Genomic DNA, 21,344 nt, shown 5'->3' with positions numbered 1-21,344 from the left:
GCGCGGGCAGACGCTCTGCGAGTACAGAGCGCGCGGGCAGGTGGTCGCCGTTGACCTGGCTGCTCTCGCTTCTCGTCGGCCTCCTCGTCGTCCTCCTCATCACGGTGGCCACCGGCTACTTCGTGGCGCAGGAATTCGCGTACATGGCCGTCGACCGCTCCCGACTCGCCGCACGTTCGGCCTCCGGTGATCGCGCCGCGGACAGGGCCCTGTCCATCACCCGCCGCACCTCCTTCATGCTCTCCGGCGCGCAGCTGGGCATCACCGTCACCGGACTGCTCGTCGGCTACGTCGCCGAACCGCTCATCGGCACCGCCGTCGGCGAGGCACTCGGCGGCACCCCGATCCCTGCCGGCACAGGCGTGCTCATCGGCACCGTCCTCGCCCTACTCGTCTCGACGCTCATCCAGATGCTCTTCGGCGAACTGTTCCCGAAGAACCTGGCCATCGCCCGCCCCGAGGCGCTCGCCACGTGGCTCGCCCGCTCGACCTCGATCTACCTCGCCGTCTTCGGCTGGCTCATCACGATCTTCGACAAAGCCTCGAACGCCCTGCTGCGCGTCCTCGGCATCGAACCGGTCCACGACGTCGACCACTCCGCCACCCGGCGCGACCTCAAGCACATCGTCGCCGAATCCCGGGAGGGCGGCGAGATCGTCGACGACGATTCGCTCATCCTCGACCGCATCCTCGACTTCCCACAGCAGAGCGTCGCCCACGCCACGGTGCCGCGCTCCCGCGTCGACGTCATCGACATCGACACGCCCCTGGACGAGGTGCGCGAACTGATGAGCCGCGGCCACTCCCGCTACCCCGTGCTCGACGCCGATGATCAGGTGATCGGTACGATCGACCTCCTCGACGTCCTCGCCGAGGCGGGGTCGGGCACCACCGACACCGTCACCGCGACCGGGGTCCGTTCCCTCCTGCGCGACCCGGTCTTCGTTCCGGAATCCCTCCCGTTGCCGGACGCGGTGGCCACGCTCCTCAAACGGCGGGAGCAGATGGCCTGCGTCGTCGACGAATACGGCGGCTTCGCCGGAATCCTGACGATGGAGGACCTCGGTGAGGAACTCGTCGGTGACATCGCCGACGAGCACGACCACATCGTCGAAGAACTCATCGAGACCGGCGACGGCACCTGGACGGCGCCCGGGATCATCCCCCTCGACGAGGTGGCCCGCGTGCTCCAACGAGAACTGCCGACCACCTCGGCGCAGACCTTGTCGGGACTCGTCATCGAACACCTCCGCGGATTCCCCGAGGTGGGCGACCGGGTCTCGATCGAACTGCCGATCGACCCCGCCGACCTCGGCGGAGACGACACCCCGGAGACCGAGCGCCTCGTCATCGACGTCATCGAGGTGGCCACGCATGTGCCCGCGCGGCTGCGGATCGGAATCGAGGTGGAACGATGAGCAACCCCTGGGTCATCACCGTGATCACGATCGTCATCATCGGCCTCAGCGCGTTCTTCGTCGCCGTCGAATTCGCGCTCATCGCCGCCAAACGGCACCGTCTCGAAGACGCGGCCGCGGACAGCCGCTCGGCCCGAGCCGCCCTGCGCAGCTCGACTGAGCTGTCGGTGCTGCTGGCAGGGTCGCAGCTGGGCATCACGGCCTGCACCCTGGCGCTCGGGGCGATCACGAAACCGGCCGTCCACCACTGGATCACCCCGGTCGCCGAGGCGCTGGGCCTGCCGCTGTGGATTGCCGACATCGTCGGCTTCGTCCTCGCCCTCATCATCGTCACCTTCCTTCACCTCGTCGTCGGTGAGATGGCGCCGAAGTCGTGGGCGGTGGCGCACCCGGAACGCTCGGCGATCATGCTGGCGCTGCCGATGCGAGCGTTCATGTTCCTCACCCGTCCGCTGCTGCATGTGCTCAACAACGCGGCGAACGCGTGCCTGCGCCTCGTGCGGGTCGAACCCGTCGACGAGGTCGATCAGGCGCACACACCCGAGGACCTGCGGCAGCTGCTGCAGCATTCGGCGCAGGCGGGAACCTTGGAGAAGGAGTCCTCGGAGGCTCTGCTCGGAGCCCTCGACCTCACCCGGCTCACACTTGACGAGCTCGTGGCCGGTCGCCCGGAGCCGACGGCCGTCGGTCCGGCAGCGACTGCAGGGGAGGTGCGCGAGGCGTCGCGCTGTGACCGTCACCGTCGCATCCTCGTGCACACCGAGGCTGACGGCCCGCTGAGTCATGTGGTGCACGTCAGGGATGTGCTCGGACTCGCCGAGGATGCTCCCATCACCGAGGCGGCCCGACCCGTCACCGTCGTGGACGGATCGATGACCGTGGTGCGGGCGTTCGAGGCGATGCGGGAGGACAGCGTGCAGCTGGCCTTGGTGGAGAGGGCCGACGGCAGCCACGCGGTCGCCACCGTCACCGACGTACTCACCCACCTGCTCACCACCGGCCAAGTGCCCTCCCGATAATTACTACCTGACGGCGGCCCAGCAACCTCGCGCGAGGTTGCTGGGCCGCCGTCAGGTAGTCCGAAACGTTAGATGCATGCATCAATGTATGCATCTGTTATCGTGGGTCCGTGAATGATTTGCTGACACTGCCCTGGCAGCGCATCGACGACTCCGCTCCGATCGCCGTTCGGATGGCCGCGGCGACCGCCCGGGAGATCATCGAAGGCCGACACGAACCCGGCGACCTCCTCATCGAGTCCGACCTCGCCGCTGCGCACAACGCCAGTCGCACCCCCGCCCGGGAGGCGATGCTCCAGCTCGAGCGTTGGCGCCTCGTCCGCCTCGTCCCCAAGAAGGGCGCGCTCGTGACCACCGTGACGGGCAAGGAGCGCCGCGACCTGCTCGCCGTGCGCTCGATGTTCGAGATCGACGCCGTGGAGACACTGGCCGACGGCGGCGACCTCACCGCTCTGGCCGCCGATCTGCGCACCCTGCTCGGCGAGCAGAGGAAGGCACTTGACGGGGGCGATCCGCTCGGCTTCGCCAGCGCCGACTATGCCTTCCACGCCCGCCTCATCCGCAGCGGCGACAACGCCATCGTCACCGAGATGCTCACGACCATGGGCCCGCGCCTGGCCCGCCTGACCTTCCAGGTCGCCATTGACGCGCCGCACGCCCTCGACACGCTCCTGACCGAGCACGAAACGCTCACCGACCGCGCCGAGGCGGGCGACGCAGAAGGCTTCGCCCGTCTCGTCCGCGACCACATCGAAGGCTCCCACTTCCCGCAGTCCCGCTGAGGAGGACCATGACCGCTTACCCCTCGACCTCCACGACCGATACCGCCGCCGAGGCAGTCCCCACCGGGAATAGGAATACCCGCACCGAGGCGGCCCCCACCACGGACATCGAAACGCCGGTTCCGAACCCTGCCCGGTCCCACCTCGGCGAGGTGGCTCCCGATCGAGGGCCGGAACGGCCATGGCGGGCACGGGCGTGGCTGATGGTGGCCCCGGCGATGTTCCTGCTCGCATGGGGCGGCAATCATTTCACCCCGCTCGTGCACATGTATGAGGAGGACGGCGGATACGCCATCTGGCAGGCGAACCTGCTGCTGGGGATGTACGTGGGCGGACTCATTCCGGGATTGTTGGTCGCCTCGGCGCTGTCGGATCGGCACGGACGCAAACCGGTCCTCATCGCCGGATCGCTCGCCGCGATAGCCGGCAGCCTCGGCCTCGGGCTCGGTTTCGATCTGTTCTGGCTGCTCTGCCTGGGCCGGGTGCTCGCGGGAATCGGCGTCGGGGTGGCGATGTCGGTGGGCACGAGCTGGATCAAGGAGCTCTCGGCCCCGCCGTTCGATCACCAGGCCGGAATCACCGCCGGTGCCCGGCGTCCTTCACTGACGCTGACCTTGGGGTTTGCCATGGGCGCGGCGGTCACCGGATGCCTGGCCCAATGGGGACCGGTGCCCGAAGTCGTGCCCTACGCCGTGCACGGAGTGCTCAACCTCGCCGCCCTGATCCTGGTGATCTTCGCGCCGGAATCGATGCCTCGCGACCACCGGGCAGCAGGCCATTGGTGGCACGGTCTGCGTGTTCCGCTCGTCGCACATCGGACGATCCTGCGACTGATCGTGCCGGCTGCGCCCTGGGTGTTCGGTGCCGCCGGGGTCGCCTATGCCGTGATGCCGGCGATCGTGCAGGGCGAGCTGGGGGAGTGGACGACGCTGTACGCCACGGTGCTCACCGTCGTCACGCTCGGAGCCGGTGCGCTGGTGCAGAACATCGTGCCGTGGATCAACCGGCTGACCGGCGGGCGGGCGCTCGTCGTCGGACTCGGGCTGATGACCGTGGGGATGGGGCTCGGGGCGGTGGCCGCACTTCTGGCGGACCCGATCCTCGCGTTCATCGTGGCGATCGTGCTCGGTGTCGCGTACGGAATCTGTGTGGTCTCCGGGCTCATCATCGTCCAGGCCATCGCCTCACCGCAGGAGCTCGCCGGCATCACCGGGGTCTACTATTCGCTGGCGTACTCCGGGTTCCTGCTGCCCACGGTGCTCGCCGCCTTGCTGACTGTGCTGTCGTACACGGTGTCTCTGGCCGCCGTGGCCGTCATCTGCCTGGCCTGCCTCACAGCAGTCGCCATATCCACCAAACACCCCTAATTGCTACCCGACGGCGGCCCAGCAACCTGGCGCCAGGTAGCTGGGCCGATCCTTCTATGTCTGTCAAGCCGGCGCGGGACTAGTTTCTAGCCCGTTGAGAATCCTGAAGACCCGACGCGCTAGATACCATTTGAGCTTGCGTTTGAGCTCCCTCTTCGACTTCTTCGTCGGGTCCTCACCAAAGCGCTGGGCAACATAATCCCTGGTTCTCTCATCGTGGATCATCCGGTTCGTGATCACCGTGTGCAAAGCCCGGTTCAACTGCCGATCCCCACCCCGATTCAACCGATGCCGGTGCGTGTTACCCGACGACGCAGGGATCGGGTTGACCCCCGCCAAAGCTGCGAACGCAGCCGCGTTCCGTACCCGACCCGGATGGGACCATGCGGTGAAGCACACAGCAGCACTGAACGGACCGATCCCGGGCTCGGCCAGCAAGACCGCGGCCGGGCTGGCTTCAACGAGCTCGGCGAGCCTGTCATGGTTGTCCTGCAGATCGTCATTCAAAGCCAGGACCCGTTTGGCCAGACGGATCGCTTCATCACGGGCGGTGGACACATCAATGTCCTCATTGCGGGCCCGCCATTTCGCGATCTCTGTGACCTGGTCATCAGTCAATGACTGACGGGCATCGATGCCCAGATCGATGGTGCGCACCAGAGCTGTCAGGGAGTTGATCATCCGAGTCCGTTCCGTGGTCATCGCGTCCCGGGCTGCCAGCAGGACACGCAGTGCCTGCCGGACACCCGCGCCTTGTCGCGGCCACCGCAGCTGGTCAGTGCGCAACGCCAACACGGATGCCGCGATCCGGTAGGAGTCGAGCTCGTCGCTCTTGCCCACACCGAACCTGGCCTTGGCATCCATCCGCCCGGCTTCGACGACCGAGTATCCGGCCGCGGCGATGTGCCCGGTCAGCACCGCCCCGTAGGATGCGGTTCCTTCCACAACCCAGAGGGTGTCGAGGTCACCGCCGGTGCGCCTACCAGCCCAGTTCAGAGCCCGTTTGATCCCGGCCCGCGACGTCGGGAAACTGCGGGTAGCGACGAGGAGACCGGTGTTGGTGATGATCGTGTAGACGTGGTTTCTGGCGTGGGTATCGACGCCGATGAAGAAGTTGTATAAGTGCGCGACAATGGACATGGCGGTTCGAAGCTTCCTGTTTGACCGATAGGTTGACCGGCCGCTTGCGGCCGGTACCGGTCCGGGTAGGAGTCACTTCGGAACAACACTGTGATGAGTCACGCCCCCGGTTTTCCGGGGGTGGACAGCCTTCTGATCAAGTTACCGAGGTGGGCCGGGCTGGTGCCGGCCGCACCACCCATGTGATCGGACAAATCGGCCCGAAGACACCACCAAAGGGGGTGGGTCACCGCCGGGTTGAGTCACGATCACGGGATGGGTACGGCCAACACCTACTCTGCCAGCCGGTCCCAGACCAGCCACTACCAAGACTCACAGCCGTCGGGTAGTTCTGAGAGGGGGTGCGGGGTGCGAACCGAGACACCTACCATGAGAACAACCGTCGCCTACCGATAGGGATCGACCATATGCCCGGCAAGACACGTCACCAGTCCCCAGCCGTCAACGCGTTCATCGACATCATGGGGCCGCGCCACGTCCTCACCTCCGCGCGGGCGACCGCACCGTACGCCAAGGGCAACCGCTTCGGCGGCGGCAATGTGCTGGCCGTGCTGCGACCCGGCAGCCTCGTCGACATGTGGCGGGCCCTGCAGGTCTGCGTCGACAACGACCTCATCGTCATTCCGCAGTCGGCCAACACCGGCCTGACCGGCGGCTCCGGTCCGGGCGCGCAGGACTACGACCGTCCGATCGTCATCATCTCGACCCTGCGGATCAACGAGATCTATCTCATCAACGATGCCCGCGAGGCGATCTGTCTGGCCGGGTCCACACTGTACGAACTCGACGAGGCGCTCGCCCCGTTCCACCGCGAACCCCACTCGGTCATCGGCTCGTCCTCGATCGGCGCCTCCGTCATCGGCGGCATCGCCAACAACTCCGGCGGCTCCCAGATCCGCAAGGGTCCGGCGTTCACGAAGCACGCGATCTTCGCCCGCGTCAACGAGGAGGGGCGACTCGAACTGGTCAACCACCTCGGCGTGGAGCTCGGTGACGACCCCGCCCACATCCTCGACAAACTCCAGCGCGGAGACTGGGATCCCGCCGGGGTCACGCCCGCCCCAAAGGACACGACGGAGACCGAATACGGCGAGCAGGTCCGCAGGATCGTCGACTCACCGGCTCGATTCAATTCGAACTCCGACTACCTGTACGAGGCCTCCGGTTCGGCCGGAAAACTCATGGTCTTCGCCGTGCGCACTCGCACCTTCCCGAAGGAAGAGGGAGCGACCACGTTCTACGTCGGCACGAACTCCTCGACCGAACTCGAAGATCTGCGACGGGCGATACTGACCTCGGAGATGCCGCTGCCGATCTCGGGCGAATACATGGGCCGACCCTCGTTCGACCTCGCCGAGAAGTACGGCAAAGACACGTTCGTCTCGGTCAAGCACGCTGGCAGCCGCGAGCAGATCAAGCTGTTCGCGCTGAAGAACTGGGCCAACGGCGTGTTCGCGAAGCTGCCGTTCTTCGGCGAGACCGTCGCCGACACGATCGCGCAGAACGCGTTCGGCCTGCTGCCGCAGCAGCTGCCCAAGCGGATGCTCGAGTACCGCGACCGCTTCGAGCATCATCTTCTCCTCGTCGTCAGCGCCGAGGAGAAGAATCGCATGGGTGCGTTCCTCAACGACTTCTTCGCCGAGGATGCCCACCACGGTAACTATTTCGTGTGCAGTGCCGATGAGGCTCAGTCCGCGATGCTCCACCGTTTCGGTGCCGCAAGTGCGGCGACCCGGTACTTCAACCTCAACCGTGAGGACTCCTCGGACATGATCACCTTCGATGTGGCGCTGCGCCGCGACGATGACGATTGGCTCGAGGTGCTGCCCGACGAGATCGCCGACCAGCTGCACATCAGCTCCTACTACGGGCACTTCTTCTGCCACGTCTTCCACCAGGACCACGTGGCGAAAAAAGGCGTCGACACGGTGGCGCTGAAGCAGCAGATGATTGAGCTGCTCGAGGCCCGCGGTGCGGCCGTGCCCGCCGAGCACAACTACGGCCGGCTCTACCCCGTGCCGCCGGAGATGGAAGCGCACTTCAAGGACCTCGACCCGCACAACGTCTTCAACGCCGGAGTCGGCGAAACGTCGGCGAAGAAGGACTGGGCCTGACGCGGCGGGGCCGATGGAGTATCTCCTCGTCCCCAGGGCCCCCGCCGCAGCGGTCAGCTCATTTCAGGTGGCGGGCGAAGAACCGGGCGGCATCCTCGCCGGCGAATTCCGGGACTCCTGTGTGTCCGCCCATATTGGCGTAGAGCGTCTTCTCGGTTGAAGCGAAAGCATCGAAGAGTTCGAGGGCGGCCGCACGGTCATTGCCTTCGTCATCCCACTGCAGGAGGACGTGCAGCGGAATGGTCACGCGCCGGGCTTCTTCCATGGTCGACTGGGGAATGAAGCTGCCGGCGAAGAGCCCGGCTGCCGCGACCCTGGAATCGATCGCAGCCAGCCGGACAGCGATCGCAATCACTCCGCCGGAGAAGCCGACACTGTCAGCAAGACCGGGAAGGCGCAGGAGTTCGTCGAGCAGCGACTGCCATTCGGGAACTGCCTGCTCGACGAGCGGCAGGATGAGCTCGTTGATGACATCAGTGGAGGGTGATTCGCCGGCGAGGATGGCAGAACGCAGCCGATTGCGTGCCTGATCCATGCCGGGGAGGCGTGGACGCTCACCCAAACCGGGCATCTCTAGGCAAGCGGATGCGAACCCGAGTGCGGCGGTGCTGCGGGCGCGTGCCATCAGTCGCGGGTACATCCGCTCCATGCCGATGCCGCCGGGCTGACCCATGAGAATGATCGGAACCGGCTCGGTTTCTGATGCGGAGGACGGAGTCCAAAGAATGCCCGGAGTATCGCCGAGGCGGAATTGACGTTCGACGAAATCCCCGTCGAAGTGCTGTTCGGAGGTGAAATGCATGGTCGTGCCTTTCGGGAGTGCGATGAATGATCGGCGCTCCCGGACGACCTACCGTCCGACCGTGACTCCGTAGGGGAGCACCTTCGAAACTGCGTTCACTGGTACCACCTCCTCGGTCTCTTTCACGGAGTCTCAAGCGTAGCAGTGGCAACTAGGTGGTATGTCGCACCGCAGACAGCAAAGACACCCCGCCGCAACGGGGTGTTTTTGCGTTGAGGGTGATGGACGCTCAATCACTGCTCCTCAAGAACCGAGCGGAATCAGTCCTCGTCTTCGATCTCAGCGGCGGCGGCCGCCTCGGCGCGGGCCTGCTTGATTTTTCGTACCCGGGAGATCGTCATGATGGTCAGCGCGACGATGAAGCCGAACGCAGCGCCGATCGCGATGGAATAGGTGCTGGAGGGAGCACCTGGCATCGTTTGATTGCCCATTCCGACATCGATGAGCGGGTAGCCGTTGCTTATATGAAAGACGATTGCACCGACCCAAACGATGGCGAACAGGGCGCCGACGATATTGCCGACGATCAGCCGCCTCGGCGAGACGCGAGCCATCGACATGGAGAAGTCCACATTCTCACGCTGGCAGTATGCAGAGATGACGATGCTGGTCACCATGGAGCCGAAGACGATGAGCACACTCCACATTCCCGCGCCGAAGACGGCAAAGATGAGTGCAAGCGCGAAGAACACGTAGGTGGAGACGACGGCCCCCAAGGTATATGCCCGCAGAATGACGTCGCGTTCGCGTTCGTCTCCCATCGAGGGGTCGTCGAAGCCGGCGATTCTGTCGGCAAAGGCGTTGGGGCGGTTCTTGTTGTCGCTGATGTTGTTCATGACGATTCCTCCTGAAGTGAGAAGATCTCTTCGACTGTCGTGTCCAAGGCTCGGGCGATGCGCAGCGCCAGATAGACGCTGGGGGCGTAGTCGCCGCGCTCGGTCGCGATGATCGTCTGCCGCGACACCCCGGTGAGCTGGGCCAACTGTGCCTGCGTCAGCACCGCAGCCTTGCGAACCTGCTTGAGGTCCGAGGTCTGAACTTCCATACCGTTCCTTGATGTCAACTTCTCTTTACATCTAAAAGTAAAGCATGTTTGACATTGTGATGTCAATGATCTTTGACATCGCCGAGGAGGCCCTGCAGTTCCGTACCCCGCAGGCTCGCGTTTGAGCCACTGGTGCTGGGCTGAGCGGTCGCGCCGCCATCCCCTCCGCGCATCACCTCCCGCAAACGCGAAAACACCCCGCGGCAACGGGGTGTTTTCGCGCTATGGGTGATGGATGCGCACCGGCCGGTGCGAAAAGAGACTCACGCGAGGGCGTGACACAAAAGGTGACGGATGCTCGCCGAGGCGGTCGCCGGCAGGCGGCACTGCCGCCCATTGCACGTGACACCGGCGCGCGAGACAGCGATCGCGCAAGCGCTCGCCCCAGCGCGCTTTACGCCTCCACAACTCGCTCGCGCCGACGGTCCTTCTCCAGCCGGGCTTCGTGACTCGACCGCGAAGGGTTGAGCAGCTTGAGCAGCGACAGCGCGATGATCGCTCCCAGCACTGCGCAGCCGGCGGGCAGCAGCATCGCGGTCTTCGCATCGAAGGCGTCGATGATGTTGCCGGCGACGGCCGATCCGAAGGCGACGCCGAAGCCCAGCGAGGTGCCCAACCAGGCGAACGCCTCGGTGAGCCTGCGCGGGGGAGCGAGCTGCTCGATGACGGAGTTCGCGCCGATGAGGCTCGGTGCGATCGCGGATCCGACGACGATGAGGATGATGCCGTAGGTGATCATCGAGTTGGCCAGCAGCATCAGGCATGCGCCCACGGCCAGAGCGGACACGGCCACGCCGAAGCGGTGATGGACGGCGGCCTGCCAGTTGCGGGCCCCGTACAGCGCGCCGGAGATGAGCGATCCCAGCGCCAGGCACGACAGCAGCACACCGGCAGAGGACTTCACGCCGAGTTCGTCGGCGAAGGCGACGGCGATGACGTCGATGGCACCGAAGTTCACGCCGAGGAAGATGTTGACGATGATGATCGCGAAGATGCCCGGGTTCGAGAACACGTGGCCCTTCGCCTCGGTGGTGCGCTCCACCGGTGGGGGTTCGGTCGACTTCTGGATGTAGAGCAGCAGCGAGCCGATGCCGACGGTGATCATCGAGAGGATGATTCCGGCCGGCGGCCACACGGCGGTGGCGAGCACCGTGGCGAGCACCGGCCCGGAGACGAACATCAGCTCATCGGCGACCGATTCCCACGAGAACGCGGTCTGCAGCTTCTTCGGGGTGTCGACGATATGCGACCAACGTGAGCGCACGAGCGAACCGACGGAGCCGACGGTGGCGCCGCCGATGCCGGCGAAGACGAAGACGAATCCCGTCCACCATTCCTCGTACACGGAGACGATGAGCAGCGCCAACGCGATGAGGTGGGTGATGACGATGGGCGCCATGACCTTCGCCTGGCCGAGGCGGTCGACGAGGCGAGCGATCCCGGGGCCGGCAAGTGCCTGGACGATCATGTAGACGGCGGAGACGATGCCCGCCATGCCGTACGACCCGGTCACGCCCTGGATGAAGAGGACGATTCCCAGTCCCAGCACTGCGATGGGCATCCGGGCGACGAGACCGGCCAAGGAGAACTTGAGAGCACCGGGAAGCGACAGAATTTCCCGATAGTTATTGAACACCAGGAAAGTCTACCGAGCGCCTTCAGCGACAGCCAGACGAATTCTGCGTTATTACTGGTGAGTCCCCTCACCTCGGCGCCGGAGGTCATTGGTGGGTAACGAACCGGTATCAGTCCCGGTCCACCCGGTCGAAACCGGGGATCACTGCGTCTGACAAGGCAGAACACCTCGCCGAGGCGGCCCTGCCCTCCCGTTCGCCTCCGCAGTGCGGTACGGGGTGAGTCGCGTGGCTGAGAAATGGGTCACCTCGGTCGCTATACAATGAGCGGGATTGCCCAATGACCCCGGCGCCCGGCGCCGACCGCTCAAACCCCGGAGTGCCGATGACGGACAACACCACCTTCGACGATCTCTTCGACCACCAGAACGAGGAACAGCAGCGCCCGCGCAAGAAGAAGCGCGTCTGGCGCAAGGTACTCGTCGCACTGCTGATCATCGTCATCCTCGGCGTGCTCGGCATCGGGCTCTACGTCTGGAGCGTCGGCCGGTCGTTCGACAAGAACGCGAACCAGCTCAGCGATGAGCAGGTCTTCGGCAAGTCCGGCGGCGGCAAGGACGGCGACGGCACGAACATCCTGCTGCTGGGCTCGGACGAGTCGATGAAAGATGTCGACGTCAACGATTCGCGCGGCCTGCGTTCGGACACGATCATGGTCATGCACCTGCCCGAAGACGGCGGCAACGTCCAGATCATGTCGATCCCGCGCGACACCTACGTCGATATCGAGGGTCACGGCAAGTCGAAGATCAACGCGGCACTGTCATACGGCGGTCTGCCGCTGGCCGTATCGACGGTTTCGGACTTCATCGGCACCGAACTCGATCACGTGGCGATCATCGACTTCGAAGGATTCAAGGCACTGACCGACAGCCTCGGCGGGGTGACCGTGAATTCCGAGCAGGCGTTCGAGAAGAACGGCCACACCTTCACCCAGGGCGAGAACGTGCTGAACGGTGACGAAGCGCTGACCTTCGTGCGCGAGCGCAAGCAGTTCAAGGACGGCGACTTCCAGCGTGCGCGCAATCAGCAGGCGTTCATCCGCGGGCTGACGAACGAGATGATCTCGGCCGATACCCTGTCGAACCCGAAGAAGATCCAGGACATGGTCAAGAACTTCGCGCCGTACATGTACGTCGACTCGGGCATGGACGCGAAGTACATCTCCGCGACCGCGTTCAATATGCGCGACGTCCGTCCCGGTGACATCGAGTTCTTCACCGCGCCCGTTGCCGGCGTCGGCACCTCCCCGGACGGTCAGTCGATCGTCAACGTCGACGAGGATGAGCTGAAGAAGGTCCGCGACGCGTTCAAGAACGACACCGTGGCCGACTACGTGCAGAACGCCCCGGAGGCCCACCTCTAAAACCTCGCCGAGGCGGTTCATCGCAGCCGCAGATGCCGAGGTCTAGCGTCGCTAAGTCACACGCCGAGCCCCGCTCCAGGATCGTTCTGGAGCGGGGCTCTTGTTGTACGGCGAGTTTCGGCCGATATCAGCGGACGCATAATCGCCTTTAGTTCCAGTCATCGAGTTTTAGATCGATGACTGGAACTAAAGGCGATGAGGTCGAGGCGAGTCAGCCTTCGAACTTGACCTGGTGCACAGCGTGGGGTGCTGCACCCCATTCGTCCTGGTCGCCGATGGCCTGGTTGGAGACACCGAGCGTCATCTTCTCGCCGGTCTCGGTATTCCGGTAAGTGATGTACGTTGTTCCTGCGGCGCCTTCTGCTCCGGAGTTCCTCCAGTGAGAACCGTCGTCATTGCCGTGGTCTGACAGCTTCTCGGCGACTTCGTCGTTGGCAAACGCTTCGACTCGGTCGGTGTTGTCCTGGCCCCAGGCGATGACGAGTTCATCTGCATACTTGCCGGCTTCGATCGGATAATAGATGGACTGCGTGTCGACGTCCGTGGCGGCCGACTGGGTCGAGGCATCGGCAGCACCGGAATCAGCGGCCATGGCTGGACCTGTAGCGAGTCCGAGGCCGGCGAGTCCGGCTACGGTGGCGACTCCGAGAGCTGTAGTTCGTGTGCGGATAGTGGGTTTCATTGTGCTTTCCCTTCTGCTTTTGTGTCGTCGTGACTAGGCGACGGGTCGTTGTCGCAGATCAGTCTTGTCGCCGATCCTGAGGGAGAGGCAACGGTGACTGTGAGCACAATCAAAGCGGATAACAGCGCGAAGACAGGAATATTGCAGTCGTGCGACAGGCGATGTCAAAGGGTGGCGAACGCCAGGTAAACGGCAATGGTTCCTGCCTGTGCGACCTGGCGGAACATGAAGCTGACCGCTCTGAAGTTCGTTCTGTTTGGGAATCGTTGGGGAGCCCGTTCTGCGACAATTTCGACCGGACAGCGATATCCGACCGTGACCCGCTGAGGGCTTACAAAATGAACAGAAGTCCGCGAGGGACTGAGCAGGGGTCCGCGCAGTGCCGTGAAGCTGCGATCACCGGCCGCACCTGCGCCCGCGCATACGTAACCGTGTGTTCAAAGTGTGGGTGCAGCGATCAGGATCCCTGCGCTCACACTTTGAACACGCGGATGCAGTTGTTCAGAGACGGCGGCGCGGGAAATCGCCGCCCGCGCCCGGGCCTCTCGCGACCAGGGCCAGCTCACTGCGTCGCACCCAAAAGCCCAGCCGTAGGACTGTTGGACCTTACTCCAGAACCCCGTCGACGAGAGTCCGTGCATCATGCTGGACCTGGCGCAGGTGGTCCTCATCGCGCAGGGATTCCGCGTAGATCTTATACACGTCTTCCGTGCCTGACGGCCGTACGGCGAACCACGCATTGTCAGTGGTGACCTTGAGTCCGCCGATGGGCGCATTGTTGCCCGACGCCGAGGTGAGCACCTCCTTGACGGGTTCACCGCCGACGGTCTTCGCGCTCACCTGGGAGGCATCCAGGGACCCCAGTCGTTCCTTCTGTACGCGCGTCGCCGGAGCGTCCTGGCGGGCGTAGGAGCTGGTGCCGTGGTTCGCGGCCAGTCCTGCGTAGCGCTGTGAGGGAGTCTGCCCGGTCATCGCGGTCATCTCGGCCGCGAGGAGGGCGAGGATGATGCCGTCCTTGTCCGTCGACCACACTTTGCCGTCCCTCCGCAGGAACGATGCGCCGGCCGATTCCTCGCCGCCGAATGCCAGCGTCGAATCGAGCAGGCCGGGAACGAACCATTTGAAGCCGACAGGCACCTCGAAGAGGGTGCGATTATGCGCGGCGACGATGCGGTCGACGATCGACGAGGTGACCAGAGTCTTGCCGATCCCCGCGTCCTTCGGCCAATCGGGGCGGGAGTCGATCAGGTAGTCGATGGCCGCTGCCAGATAGTGATTCGGATTCATCAGGCCGGCATCGGGAGTGACGATGCCGTGGCGATCGGCATCGGCGTCGTTGCCGGTGGCGATGTCGAAGTCGTTGCGCGAGGCAATGAGGCCGGCCATCGCATAGGGGGAGGAGCAGTCCATGCGGATGTTCTCGTCCCAATCCAGGGTCATGAACGACCAGGTGGGGTCGACGTCCGGATGGACGACGTCGAGGTTGAGGTCGTAGTCCTCGGCAATGGCCGCCCAGTAGTCGACGCTGGCTCCGCCGAGCGGATCGGCGCCGATCTTCAGCCCGGAGCTGCGAATGACGTCGAGGTCGATGACCGACTCGAGGTCGTCGACGTAGTTCGAGACGTAGTCGAAGTTCTCGGTGTTCTCCAGATGGAATGCCCGCTGGAACGGGGTGCGCGGGATCTTCTCCCACCCCTCGGCGAGGTACCGGTTCGCGCGTTCGGCGATCCAGGTCGTCGTCTCGGTGCCGGCAGGTCCGCCGTGCGGCGGGTTGTACTTGATGCCGCCATCGGCGGGCGGATTGTGGCTGGGAGTGACGATGATGCCGTCGGCCTGTGCATCATCGCGCGACTTCCCGGCATTGAAGCCGAGGATCGCGTGGGAGACGGCAGGGGTCGGGGTGAAGCCGTCGCGCTCGTCGATGAGCGCGGGGATCTCGGCAGCGGCGAGCACCTCGAGGACGGTGAGGAATGCGGGCTCACTCAGTGCGTGAGTGTCACGGCCGAGGAAGATCGGCCCACGGATGCCTTTGTCTCTGCGGAAGTCGACGATCGCTGCGGTGATGGCCGCGATGTGCGCCTCGTTGAAGGAGCGGTTGAAGCTCGAACCGCGGTGGCCGGAGGTCCCGAAGCTCACTGCTTGCGAAGGCACCGAGGGGTCGGGAACCAAGTCGTGATAGGAATCGAGAAGGGCAGGGATGTCAACGAGATCCTTGTCCTGGGCCAACTGGCCGGCGCGTGTTGTCATTCTTCTACCTAACCAAATGACAGCGGTTGCGCACAGTTGTGTCCACGGAGTTCTTGCATCGTGGACTTCGACGGCTCCTTGGCGCGAGAATTAGCGGCCTCGCTCGCCCGGCTGACGTCTCAGTCCGGCGGCTCCACGGAGTCGTCCTCCTCTTCCTTCGTGTCTCCACCGCTGATATCTCGGTCTTTGTCTGGGGAGGAGGACCCTTCGGCTTTGGTCTGGGCTTCCTCAGGATCCCGATCGATCGGAACATCGTGCTCAGCCGCGATTCGCTCAAGCCTCTCTTCGGGAGTTTGGGAACTGCCTTCGGCGTCTGTCTCAGCGCCGACTCCGACGGCAGTGCTCTCGATGTCCTGCTCGTCTTCGGTCTGCTGTTCTGCTGAGTTCTCCGGCAGGTTCTTCTTCTCGTCACTCATGACTTCGGCTCCTTTCGGAGTTGAACACGCTCACCGCGTTCGACGGAGGAATGGGGATCACAAGAGGTATTGAAGTGATCCGTGGTCTCGACGTTAGACCCATCGTGGAAGCGGAGCAAGGGGGCTCGGCTCCGCGGCTCCTCCATGGCGCACCCCACCGGCTCGCCATGGAAGCAGAGTGCCACGACTGTCGACCGAGAATCTCGGTGATCATCACTGGTCAGAGACCTGTGCAAGAGGTTTCCCCTGAGATAAGGTGAAATCACTCTGGACAGGCGCTGAGCGGCCTGCCCCACGCGAACCCGCACGAATGGGACGAGGATCAAAGATGGTCGAGCCCGACGAGAAATCGGTCAGACAGCGGGCCTCCACCGGTGGCCTGCCCTCCGACAGCTTCATCGACGCGACCCTGGCAGACATCCACACACGGTACGGCGGACTCGACGACGGTGAGGTCGCCGACTACATCCCGATCCTCGCCGAGGCGGATCCCCGATGGTTCGGACTCAGCCTCATCGAGTCGGCTGGGACCGTGCACGAGGCCGGAGACGTCGATATCGAGTTCTCCATCCAATCCATCTCCAAGGCCTTCGTCTTCGCACTCGTCTGTCAGGCCCGCAGCTCCGAACTCGTCCACGAGCGCGTCGGCGTCAACAACACCGGGCTCGCCTTCAACTCCGTGATGGCGATCGAACTCAACGACGGCAAACCGTTGAACTCGATGGTCAACGCCGGCGCCATCGCCACGACCGCACTCATGCCCGGGGCCACCTCGGCGGAGAAATGGGAGAACATCCGCTCCGGGCTCTCCCGCTTCGCCGGGCGGCAGCTTCGTCTCGACGGTCGGGTGTACGAATCGGAGACGAAGACGAATCAGCGCAACAAGGCCCTGGCTCGCCTGCTCGAGAGCTACGGGCGGATCATCACGGATCCACTCGACACCGTCGACATCTACACCCGGCAGTGCTCGCTGCTGGTCACCGCGCACGATCTCGCGGTGATGGGAGCGACGCTGGCCGACGGAGGAATCAATCCACTGACCGGTCGGCAGGTCGTATCCGCCGAAGTGGCGCGTGACACGCTCGCGCTGCTCGCCTCGTGCGGAATGTACGAAAACAGCGGCGAATGGCTCTTCGAGATCGGACTGCCTGCCAAGTCCGGGGTCGCAGGCGGCATCGTCGCCATCGCCCCAGGCAAGGGAGCGCTGGGCACTTTTTCGCCGAGGTTGGACTCCGCGGGCAACAGCGTGCGCGGTCAATGGGCGTGTTTTCACATCTCCAGAGTCCTGGGCATGAACCTCTTCGCATCGAACGCGGCCGTCGAACGTCCAGGGAAAGGACAATGATGAGCTCCGAAACCACACCGCACGACATCGCCGAAGAGCGCAGATCCTGGGCACCGATGATCGGGCTCTTCCTCGCCCAGGTGCTCATGTCGTTCAACGTCGCCGCCCTGCCGATCTCGCTCGGCGGAATGGTCGAGGACTTCGGTGTTCCGCCCACGGTCGCCTCGTCGACGATCGTCGTCTACGGCCTTGCCGTAGCCGCGCTCGTGATGACCGGTGCGAAGCTGGGACAGCGGATCGGGTGGGTGCTCATCTTCCGCGTCGTCCTCGTCGTCTTCGCGGCCTCATCGCTGCTGATGATCTTCTCCCGGACGGTCACCTGGGTCATCACCGGTCAGCTGCTCGCCGGGGCCGCCGCCGCGATCATCGTGCCGGCCCTGGTCGCGCTCATCGCGGAGAACTACCGGGGTGCGCAGCAGGCCGCAGCGGTCGGCTCGCTCGGTTCGGCGCGCGCTTTCTCCGGGATGAGCGCCTTCCTCATCGGCGGCGCCTTGGGCACATTTGTCGGGTGGCGGCCGATCTTCTTCATCACGCTGGGCCTGGCCGTCATCGTCTTCGCGCTGACGTTCACGCTGAAGTCGGACAAGGGGGACGCTGCGATCCGGATCGACCTCGTCGCCTCGGCGCTCATCGGTGCTGCGGTCGTGCTGCTGACGTTGGGGTTCAACAACCTCAACGGGTGGGGGATCATCCGCGCCGAGGATGGGGCGCCGTTCTCGATCGCGGGGCTGTCACCGGCGCCGGTGTTCATCGTCGTCGGCGTGGTCCTCGGGCAGCTGTTCTTCGTCTGGACGAAGCGGCGGAAGGCGGCGGGGAAGGTTCCGCTCGTCGACATCAGCGTGCTCGGTCGTCCCAGTGAGAGGGCAGCGGTCTATGCGATGTTCGTCATCGTGGCCATGGAAGCGGCGGTGAACTTCACCGTGCCCACCTACATCCAGGTCGTGCAGGGGCGCACCCCTTTCGACACCTCGTTGGCGATGCTGCCGTTCAACCTCACAGTCTTCGTCACCGCCACCCTCATCGTCCGCTTCTACAAGCGCTACTCTCCTCGCACCATCGCCCTGTTCTCCTTCGGGCTGACGACGGCGGCACTCGTCTGGCTGGCCTTCGTTGTGACGAACAATTGGGAGACTCTGCCGACGATTCTCGGCCTCATCGTCTTCGGCATCGGTCAGGGTGCGCTGGTCACTCTGGTGTTCAATGTGTTGGTCACGGCAGCGCCGAAGCATCTGGCCGGTGATGTCGGTTCGATCCGCGGCACCGCGCAGAATCTTGCGTCGGCCGTCGGCACCGCGGTGATGGGAGCGCTGCTGGTCACGGTGCTTTCGGCCGGTCTGGCATCGGCCGCTGATGACCATCCCGACCTGCCGCCAGAACTCGTCGAACAGGTCGACCTCGACAATGCGAACTTCGTGAGCAACGACGAACTGCGCGACGTCCTCGCGGGGACGACGGCGACACCGGAGCAGGTCGAGCATGCCGTCGAGCTCAACTCCCAGCAGCGACTGCGCACGCTCAAGCTCGGCTTCCTCATCCTTGCCGGCATCAGCCTGATCGCGGCAGTGCCGGCCTCAAGGCTGCCGAAGTACCGGCCTGATGAGATCCCCGAACCCGCCGAGGCTGACTAGACCAGGCGGGTCAGCTTGATAACTTTATCAACGGCCTGAATCTAGCGGCTGAAAACGGCAGGGGAGAGAATCACTTCACCCAGGGCTCTTCGCCGGTCTCGGAGACGATCGGCTTGCCGTTGTCGAGGTTCCACGAACCCATGCCGCCGTCGACATTGAAGGCATCGAAGCCATTCTGGTTGAGCCAGGCGACCGCCCGGTTCGAGCGCCCGCCGGTGCGGCAGACGACGTACATGTCGTCATCGAGAGGAAGGTCGTCGAGGCGGCTCGGCAGTTCGCCCAGCGGCACGTGGATCGCGCCCTCGATGTGCCCGGCCTCCCATTCGTCGTCCTCGCGGACGTCGATGATGGCTGCCCCTTCGGGGATGTCGTTGACGGTGACGGTCGTTTCTTCATCCATGGCTTCAGTCTAGACATCAGCCAGGACACGGACGCAATGGGCTGCCGGACCGATCTGCTCTCCACCCGAGCACCGAATGGCGCGGTGTCTGGCGCCTCGGGCCGGGCCCCGTCTCTGTGAGGTGGGGCAGGTCTCTTAGGGCGGCGCGTCTGTGCGCCGACTGGGAAAGCCCACCATGTTGAGTCAGTCAGCGTTCCGCACCGTGATCGCATGGAAGAATGACGAATCATCGCCGACGAAGAGGGAAATGGTCATGAACAGAGACAAGAGCACCGAAGGTCGCGGCGAGGAGAAGGCTCGCGACGTCGCCGCAGTTCTCGACGAGACAACCGAGAAGTTCGCCGGTACCTCGAACATCGCCCCGGGCGAAAAGGCCGGCTACACCGAGGGGGACGTCGAAACCCGGGCGCGCGACGCCGCTGCCAGCCAAGGTGCGAACCTTTACCGCAACCCCGACGGTTCGCACACGGCCGTCGACGAATCTAGAGCCGCCGAGGGATCCCTGAGCTCCGAATCTGAGGACTCCGGGCCACCGGCCCGCACCGCTGCCACCGATGATACGGAGGCCGGCCAGGTCTCCGCCGCCGGTGACGGGAAGGCTCCTGCAGGCCAGGCGGCTACCGATGAGCTCGACCAGTCCGACGTCGTCAAGATCCTGCGCGGCAGCGACTCCGTCATGCTCGCGACCGCGTTGGCCGATGGCAAGATCCTCGCCCACCCGATGGCACCGCAGGAGGTCACCGAGGATGCCGACGTCTGGTTCTTCCTCGCCCTCGACGGCGACCAGGCGAAGGCGCTGCGGACGAACCCCGAAGTCAACATCAGCATCGCTGAGGCAGGCAACTGGTTGTCCGTGGCCGGACGCGTGAAGTTCGTCGATGACGAGGCCAAGGTCGATGAACTGTGGTCGGATTCCGCCAAGGCGTGGTTCGACGATCGTCGGGACCCGAACCTCGGACTCATCAAGGTCGTCACACACTCCGCACAGCACTGGGGCCTGCCCGGCGGCAAGGCATCGGGCCTGTTCCGCATGGTCAAGTCCAAGATCACCGGAGACCGCCCGTCCGGCGGCACGCAGACCACGGAGCTCTGAGCGGGTGAGTCATCTGAACGCATGGAGCGAGCGGCCGAGGCGACTGCACGGTCTATTGGATCAGCCACTCACATAACTGTGGAGCGGGCCCGCCGAAGAGACTATGCTCTCTTTCAGGCGGGTCCGGTGCGGGGCCTCGCGGTGTCGCGCAAGGTCGCTCGGCATCATGTTCTGCTGAAGGGACCCACCATGTCGTTCCAGGCCTATCTCGACACCATCGAAGACAAGACCGGACTCACTCCTCGCCAGTTCATCGACCTGGCCAAAGACAAGGGGTTCGACGACGACTCGGTCAAGGCCGGAGCCATCCTCGAGTGGCTCAAAATCGACTATGGACTTGGCCGCGGGCACGGCATGGCCCTCGTCCACGTCATCAAGAAGGGCCCGCAGATCGACGCCAAACACGTCGGCACCGGCGGCACACACAACGATGAATCAGACATGCTCTGGCTCGACGGCAAGGCGAGCAGACCGGCATGATCACCGTCATGCAGCGTTCCGACCTGCTGCTGCCCGGATCGCCGACGGCCAAGTTCATCGGCGCCGAGCACGGTGCCGACGTCTCGTTCTTCTGGGTCGACACCGGACCGGGAAAGGGTCCCGATCTGCACTGGCATCCCTACACAGAGACATGGATCGTCCTGTCGGGGCAAGTGCGCATCGACGCAGCTGATGAAACCGTCGCTGCCGAGGCCGGCGCCGTCGTCACCGTCGGAGCCGAAACGGTCCATCGTTTCCGCAACATCGGAACTGAGAATCTCAAAATGGTGTGCATCCATGCCTCCCCCGAAATCATCCAGGATTTCGTCACCGAGGGCTGACCAGGTCGGTTTCACACCCGCACCT

At 64.5% G+C, this 21,344-nt stretch carries 20 protein-coding genes; 11 read left to right on the top strand and 9 right to left on the bottom strand.

All coding sequences use genetic code 11. The features are described from left to right. Positions 1 to 50 precede the first annotated feature (50 nt). From ACU4IU_RS06470 to ACU4IU_RS06455, 4 genes are all read left to right on the top strand, one after another. Positions 51 to 1,418 (top strand): hemolysin family protein, encoded by a 1,368-nt coding sequence (locus ACU4IU_RS06470; RefSeq protein ID WP_172172317.1) that lies wholly within the window; start codon positions 51 to 53, stop codon positions 1,416 to 1,418. Then, the gene (locus ACU4IU_RS06465) at positions 1,415 to 2,437 is read left to right on the top strand and encodes a CNNM domain-containing protein (protein ID WP_172172315.1); all 1,023 of its coding nucleotides are present in this window, start codon (positions 1,415 to 1,417) and stop codon (positions 2,435 to 2,437) included. The genes ACU4IU_RS06470 and ACU4IU_RS06465 overlap by 4 nt, the downstream gene beginning before the upstream one ends. 110 nt (positions 2,438 to 2,547) lie before the next feature. Continuing rightward, entirely contained in the window at positions 2,548 to 3,219 is a 672-nt protein-coding gene (locus ACU4IU_RS06460; protein ID WP_172172313.1) for a GntR family transcriptional regulator, read from the top strand. 8 nt (positions 3,220 to 3,227) lie between these two features. Then, positions 3,228 to 4,586: an MFS transporter gene (locus ACU4IU_RS06455; RefSeq protein WP_253903923.1), complete on the top strand. Its 1,359-nt coding sequence runs from the start codon at positions 3,228 to 3,230 to the stop codon at positions 4,584 to 4,586. A gap of 63 nt (positions 4,587 to 4,649) precedes the next feature. Here ACU4IU_RS06455 and ACU4IU_RS06450 read toward each other — a convergent pair whose 3' ends face one another. Beyond that, positions 4,650 to 5,726, bottom strand: a complete 1,077-nt coding sequence (locus ACU4IU_RS06450) for an IS110 family transposase (RefSeq protein ID WP_446656214.1) — start codon at positions 5,724 to 5,726, stop codon at positions 4,650 to 4,652. A gap of 407 nt (positions 5,727 to 6,133) precedes the next feature. Between ACU4IU_RS06450 and dld the strand changes: the two genes are divergently transcribed. Beyond that, positions 6,134 to 7,840, top strand: a complete 1,707-nt coding sequence (dld, locus tag ACU4IU_RS06445; RefSeq protein ID WP_172172311.1) for a D-lactate dehydrogenase — start codon at positions 6,134 to 6,136, stop codon at positions 7,838 to 7,840. Between the two features lie 58 nt (positions 7,841 to 7,898). On the opposite strand, the gene ACU4IU_RS06440 is transcribed toward dld, so the two are convergent. The 4 genes from ACU4IU_RS06440 to ACU4IU_RS06425 form a co-directional block, all read right to left on the bottom strand. Next, positions 7,899 to 8,642: an alpha/beta hydrolase gene (locus ACU4IU_RS06440; RefSeq protein WP_172172309.1), complete on the bottom strand. Its 744-nt coding sequence runs from the start codon at positions 8,640 to 8,642 to the stop codon at positions 7,899 to 7,901. A gap of 260 nt (positions 8,643 to 8,902) precedes the next feature. Beyond that, a complete protein-coding gene (locus ACU4IU_RS06435; protein ID WP_172172307.1) occupies positions 8,903 to 9,478 on the bottom strand; it encodes a hypothetical protein in 576 nt (191 codons plus the stop codon). Beyond that, complete coding sequence (locus ACU4IU_RS06430; protein WP_172172305.1) at positions 9,475 to 9,687, bottom strand: helix-turn-helix transcriptional regulator; 213 nt, start codon at positions 9,685 to 9,687, stop codon at positions 9,475 to 9,477. Before ACU4IU_RS06430 ends, ACU4IU_RS06435 begins: the two co-directional genes overlap by 4 nt. Before the next feature lie 394 nt (positions 9,688 to 10,081). Next, positions 10,082 to 11,323 (bottom strand): MFS transporter, encoded by a 1,242-nt coding sequence (locus ACU4IU_RS06425; protein ID WP_172172303.1) that lies wholly within the window; start codon positions 11,321 to 11,323, stop codon positions 10,082 to 10,084. Between the two features lie 323 nt (positions 11,324 to 11,646). Here ACU4IU_RS06425 and ACU4IU_RS06420 point away from each other — a divergent pair, with 323 nt between their 5' ends. Continuing rightward, positions 11,647 to 12,687, top strand: a complete 1,041-nt coding sequence (locus ACU4IU_RS06420; RefSeq protein WP_139469966.1) for an LCP family protein — start codon at positions 11,647 to 11,649, stop codon at positions 12,685 to 12,687. Positions 12,688 to 12,898: 211 nt separating this feature from the next. Here ACU4IU_RS06420 and ACU4IU_RS06415 read toward each other — a convergent pair whose 3' ends face one another. From ACU4IU_RS06415 to ACU4IU_RS06405, 3 genes are all read right to left on the bottom strand, one after another. Continuing rightward, a complete protein-coding gene (locus ACU4IU_RS06415; protein WP_446656213.1) occupies positions 12,899 to 13,369 on the bottom strand; it encodes a hypothetical protein in 471 nt (156 codons plus the stop codon). A gap of 606 nt (positions 13,370 to 13,975) precedes the next feature. Further along, positions 13,976 to 15,616 (bottom strand): phosphoglucomutase (alpha-D-glucose-1,6-bisphosphate-dependent), encoded by a 1,641-nt coding sequence (gene pgm / locus ACU4IU_RS06410; RefSeq protein WP_446656212.1) that lies wholly within the window; start codon positions 15,614 to 15,616, stop codon positions 13,976 to 13,978. Between the two features lie 119 nt (positions 15,617 to 15,735). Next, complete coding sequence (locus ACU4IU_RS06405; RefSeq protein WP_376905599.1) at positions 15,736 to 16,032, bottom strand: hypothetical protein; 297 nt, start codon at positions 16,030 to 16,032, stop codon at positions 15,736 to 15,738. Positions 16,033 to 16,360: 328 nt separating this feature from the next. Between ACU4IU_RS06405 and glsA the strand changes: the two genes are divergently transcribed. Both glsA and ACU4IU_RS06395 read left to right on the top strand, forming a co-directional pair. Beyond that, positions 16,361 to 17,377: a glutaminase A gene (glsA, locus tag ACU4IU_RS06400; protein ID WP_376905598.1), complete on the top strand. Its 1,017-nt coding sequence runs from the start codon at positions 16,361 to 16,363 to the stop codon at positions 17,375 to 17,377. Continuing rightward, a complete protein-coding gene (locus tag ACU4IU_RS06395; protein WP_446656211.1) occupies positions 17,377 to 19,005 on the top strand; it encodes an MFS transporter in 1,629 nt (542 codons plus the stop codon). The genes glsA and ACU4IU_RS06395 overlap by 1 nt, the downstream gene beginning before the upstream one ends. 70 nt (positions 19,006 to 19,075) lie before the next feature. On the opposite strand, the gene ACU4IU_RS06390 is transcribed toward ACU4IU_RS06395, so the two are convergent. Next, entirely contained in the window at positions 19,076 to 19,405 is a 330-nt protein-coding gene (locus ACU4IU_RS06390; protein ID WP_369865124.1) for a rhodanese-like domain-containing protein, read from the bottom strand. 253 nt (positions 19,406 to 19,658) lie between these two features. Between ACU4IU_RS06390 and ACU4IU_RS06385 the strand changes: the two genes are divergently transcribed. The 3 genes from ACU4IU_RS06385 to ACU4IU_RS06375 all read left to right on the top strand — a co-directional run bounded on the left by ACU4IU_RS06385 (position 19,659) and on the right by ACU4IU_RS06375 (position 21,319). Beyond that, a complete protein-coding gene (locus ACU4IU_RS06385; RefSeq protein ID WP_446656210.1) occupies positions 19,659 to 20,498 on the top strand; it encodes a pyridoxamine 5'-phosphate oxidase family protein in 840 nt (279 codons plus the stop codon). A 189-nt stretch (positions 20,499 to 20,687) separates the two neighbouring features. Further along, positions 20,688 to 20,978, top strand: coding sequence for a DUF4287 domain-containing protein (locus ACU4IU_RS06380; protein WP_172172291.1), 291 nt, complete (start codon positions 20,688 to 20,690; stop codon positions 20,976 to 20,978). Beyond that, a complete protein-coding gene (locus tag ACU4IU_RS06375; RefSeq protein WP_172172289.1) occupies positions 20,975 to 21,319 on the top strand; it encodes a cupin domain-containing protein in 345 nt (114 codons plus the stop codon). Before ACU4IU_RS06380 ends, ACU4IU_RS06375 begins: the two co-directional genes overlap by 4 nt. The last annotated feature ends 25 nt before the right edge of the window (positions 21,320 to 21,344 follow it).

The sequence above is a fragment of the Brevibacterium sp. CSND-B09 genome (assembly GCF_052906525.1).
The sequence above is the reverse complement of the archived record's forward strand: the minus strand, read 5'-3'. Positions and strand labels throughout refer to the sequence as shown.

Bases quoted from the DNA above. Each gene is read 5' to 3' on its own strand.
- ACU4IU_RS06395 (WP_446656211.1), top strand. From the start codon at position 17,377: ATGAGCTCCGAAACCACACCGCACGACATCGCCGAAGAGCGCAGATCC.
- ACU4IU_RS06440 (WP_172172309.1), bottom strand. From the start codon at position 8,642: ATGCATTTCACCTCCGAACAGCACTTCGACGGGGATTTCGTCGAACGT.
- ACU4IU_RS06455 (WP_253903923.1), top strand. From the start codon at position 3,228: ATGACCGCTTACCCCTCGACCTCCACGACCGATACCGCCGCCGAGGCA.
- ACU4IU_RS06415 (WP_446656213.1), bottom strand. From the start codon at position 13,369: ATGAAACCCACTATCCGCACACGAACTACAGCTCTCGGAGTCGCCACC.
- ACU4IU_RS06375 (WP_172172289.1), top strand. From the start codon at position 20,975: ATGATCACCGTCATGCAGCGTTCCGACCTGCTGCTGCCCGGATCGCCG.
- ACU4IU_RS06435 (WP_172172307.1), bottom strand. From the start codon at position 9,478: ATGAACAACATCAGCGACAACAAGAACCGCCCCAACGCCTTTGCCGAC.
- ACU4IU_RS06405 (WP_376905599.1), bottom strand. From the start codon at position 16,032: ATGAGTGACGAGAAGAAGAACCTGCCGGAGAACTCAGCAGAACAGCAG.
- ACU4IU_RS06390 (WP_369865124.1), bottom strand. From the start codon at position 19,405: ATGGATGAAGAAACGACCGTCACCGTCAACGACATCCCCGAAGGGGCA.
- ACU4IU_RS06380 (WP_172172291.1), top strand. From the start codon at position 20,688: ATGTCGTTCCAGGCCTATCTCGACACCATCGAAGACAAGACCGGACTC.
- ACU4IU_RS06450 (WP_446656214.1), bottom strand. From the start codon at position 5,726: ATGTCCATTGTCGCGCACTTATACAACTTCTTCATCGGCGTCGATACC.
- pgm (WP_446656212.1), bottom strand. From the start codon at position 15,616: ATGACAACACGCGCCGGCCAGTTGGCCCAGGACAAGGATCTCGTTGAC.
- ACU4IU_RS06430 (WP_172172305.1), bottom strand. From the start codon at position 9,687: ATGGAAGTTCAGACCTCGGACCTCAAGCAGGTTCGCAAGGCTGCGGTG.
- ACU4IU_RS06465 (WP_172172315.1), top strand. From the start codon at position 1,415: ATGAGCAACCCCTGGGTCATCACCGTGATCACGATCGTCATCATCGGC.
- ACU4IU_RS06385 (WP_446656210.1), top strand. From the start codon at position 19,659: ATGAACAGAGACAAGAGCACCGAAGGTCGCGGCGAGGAGAAGGCTCGC.
- glsA (WP_376905598.1), top strand. From the start codon at position 16,361: ATGGTCGAGCCCGACGAGAAATCGGTCAGACAGCGGGCCTCCACCGGT.
- ACU4IU_RS06420 (WP_139469966.1), top strand. From the start codon at position 11,647: ATGACGGACAACACCACCTTCGACGATCTCTTCGACCACCAGAACGAG.
- dld (WP_172172311.1), top strand. From the start codon at position 6,134: ATGCCCGGCAAGACACGTCACCAGTCCCCAGCCGTCAACGCGTTCATC.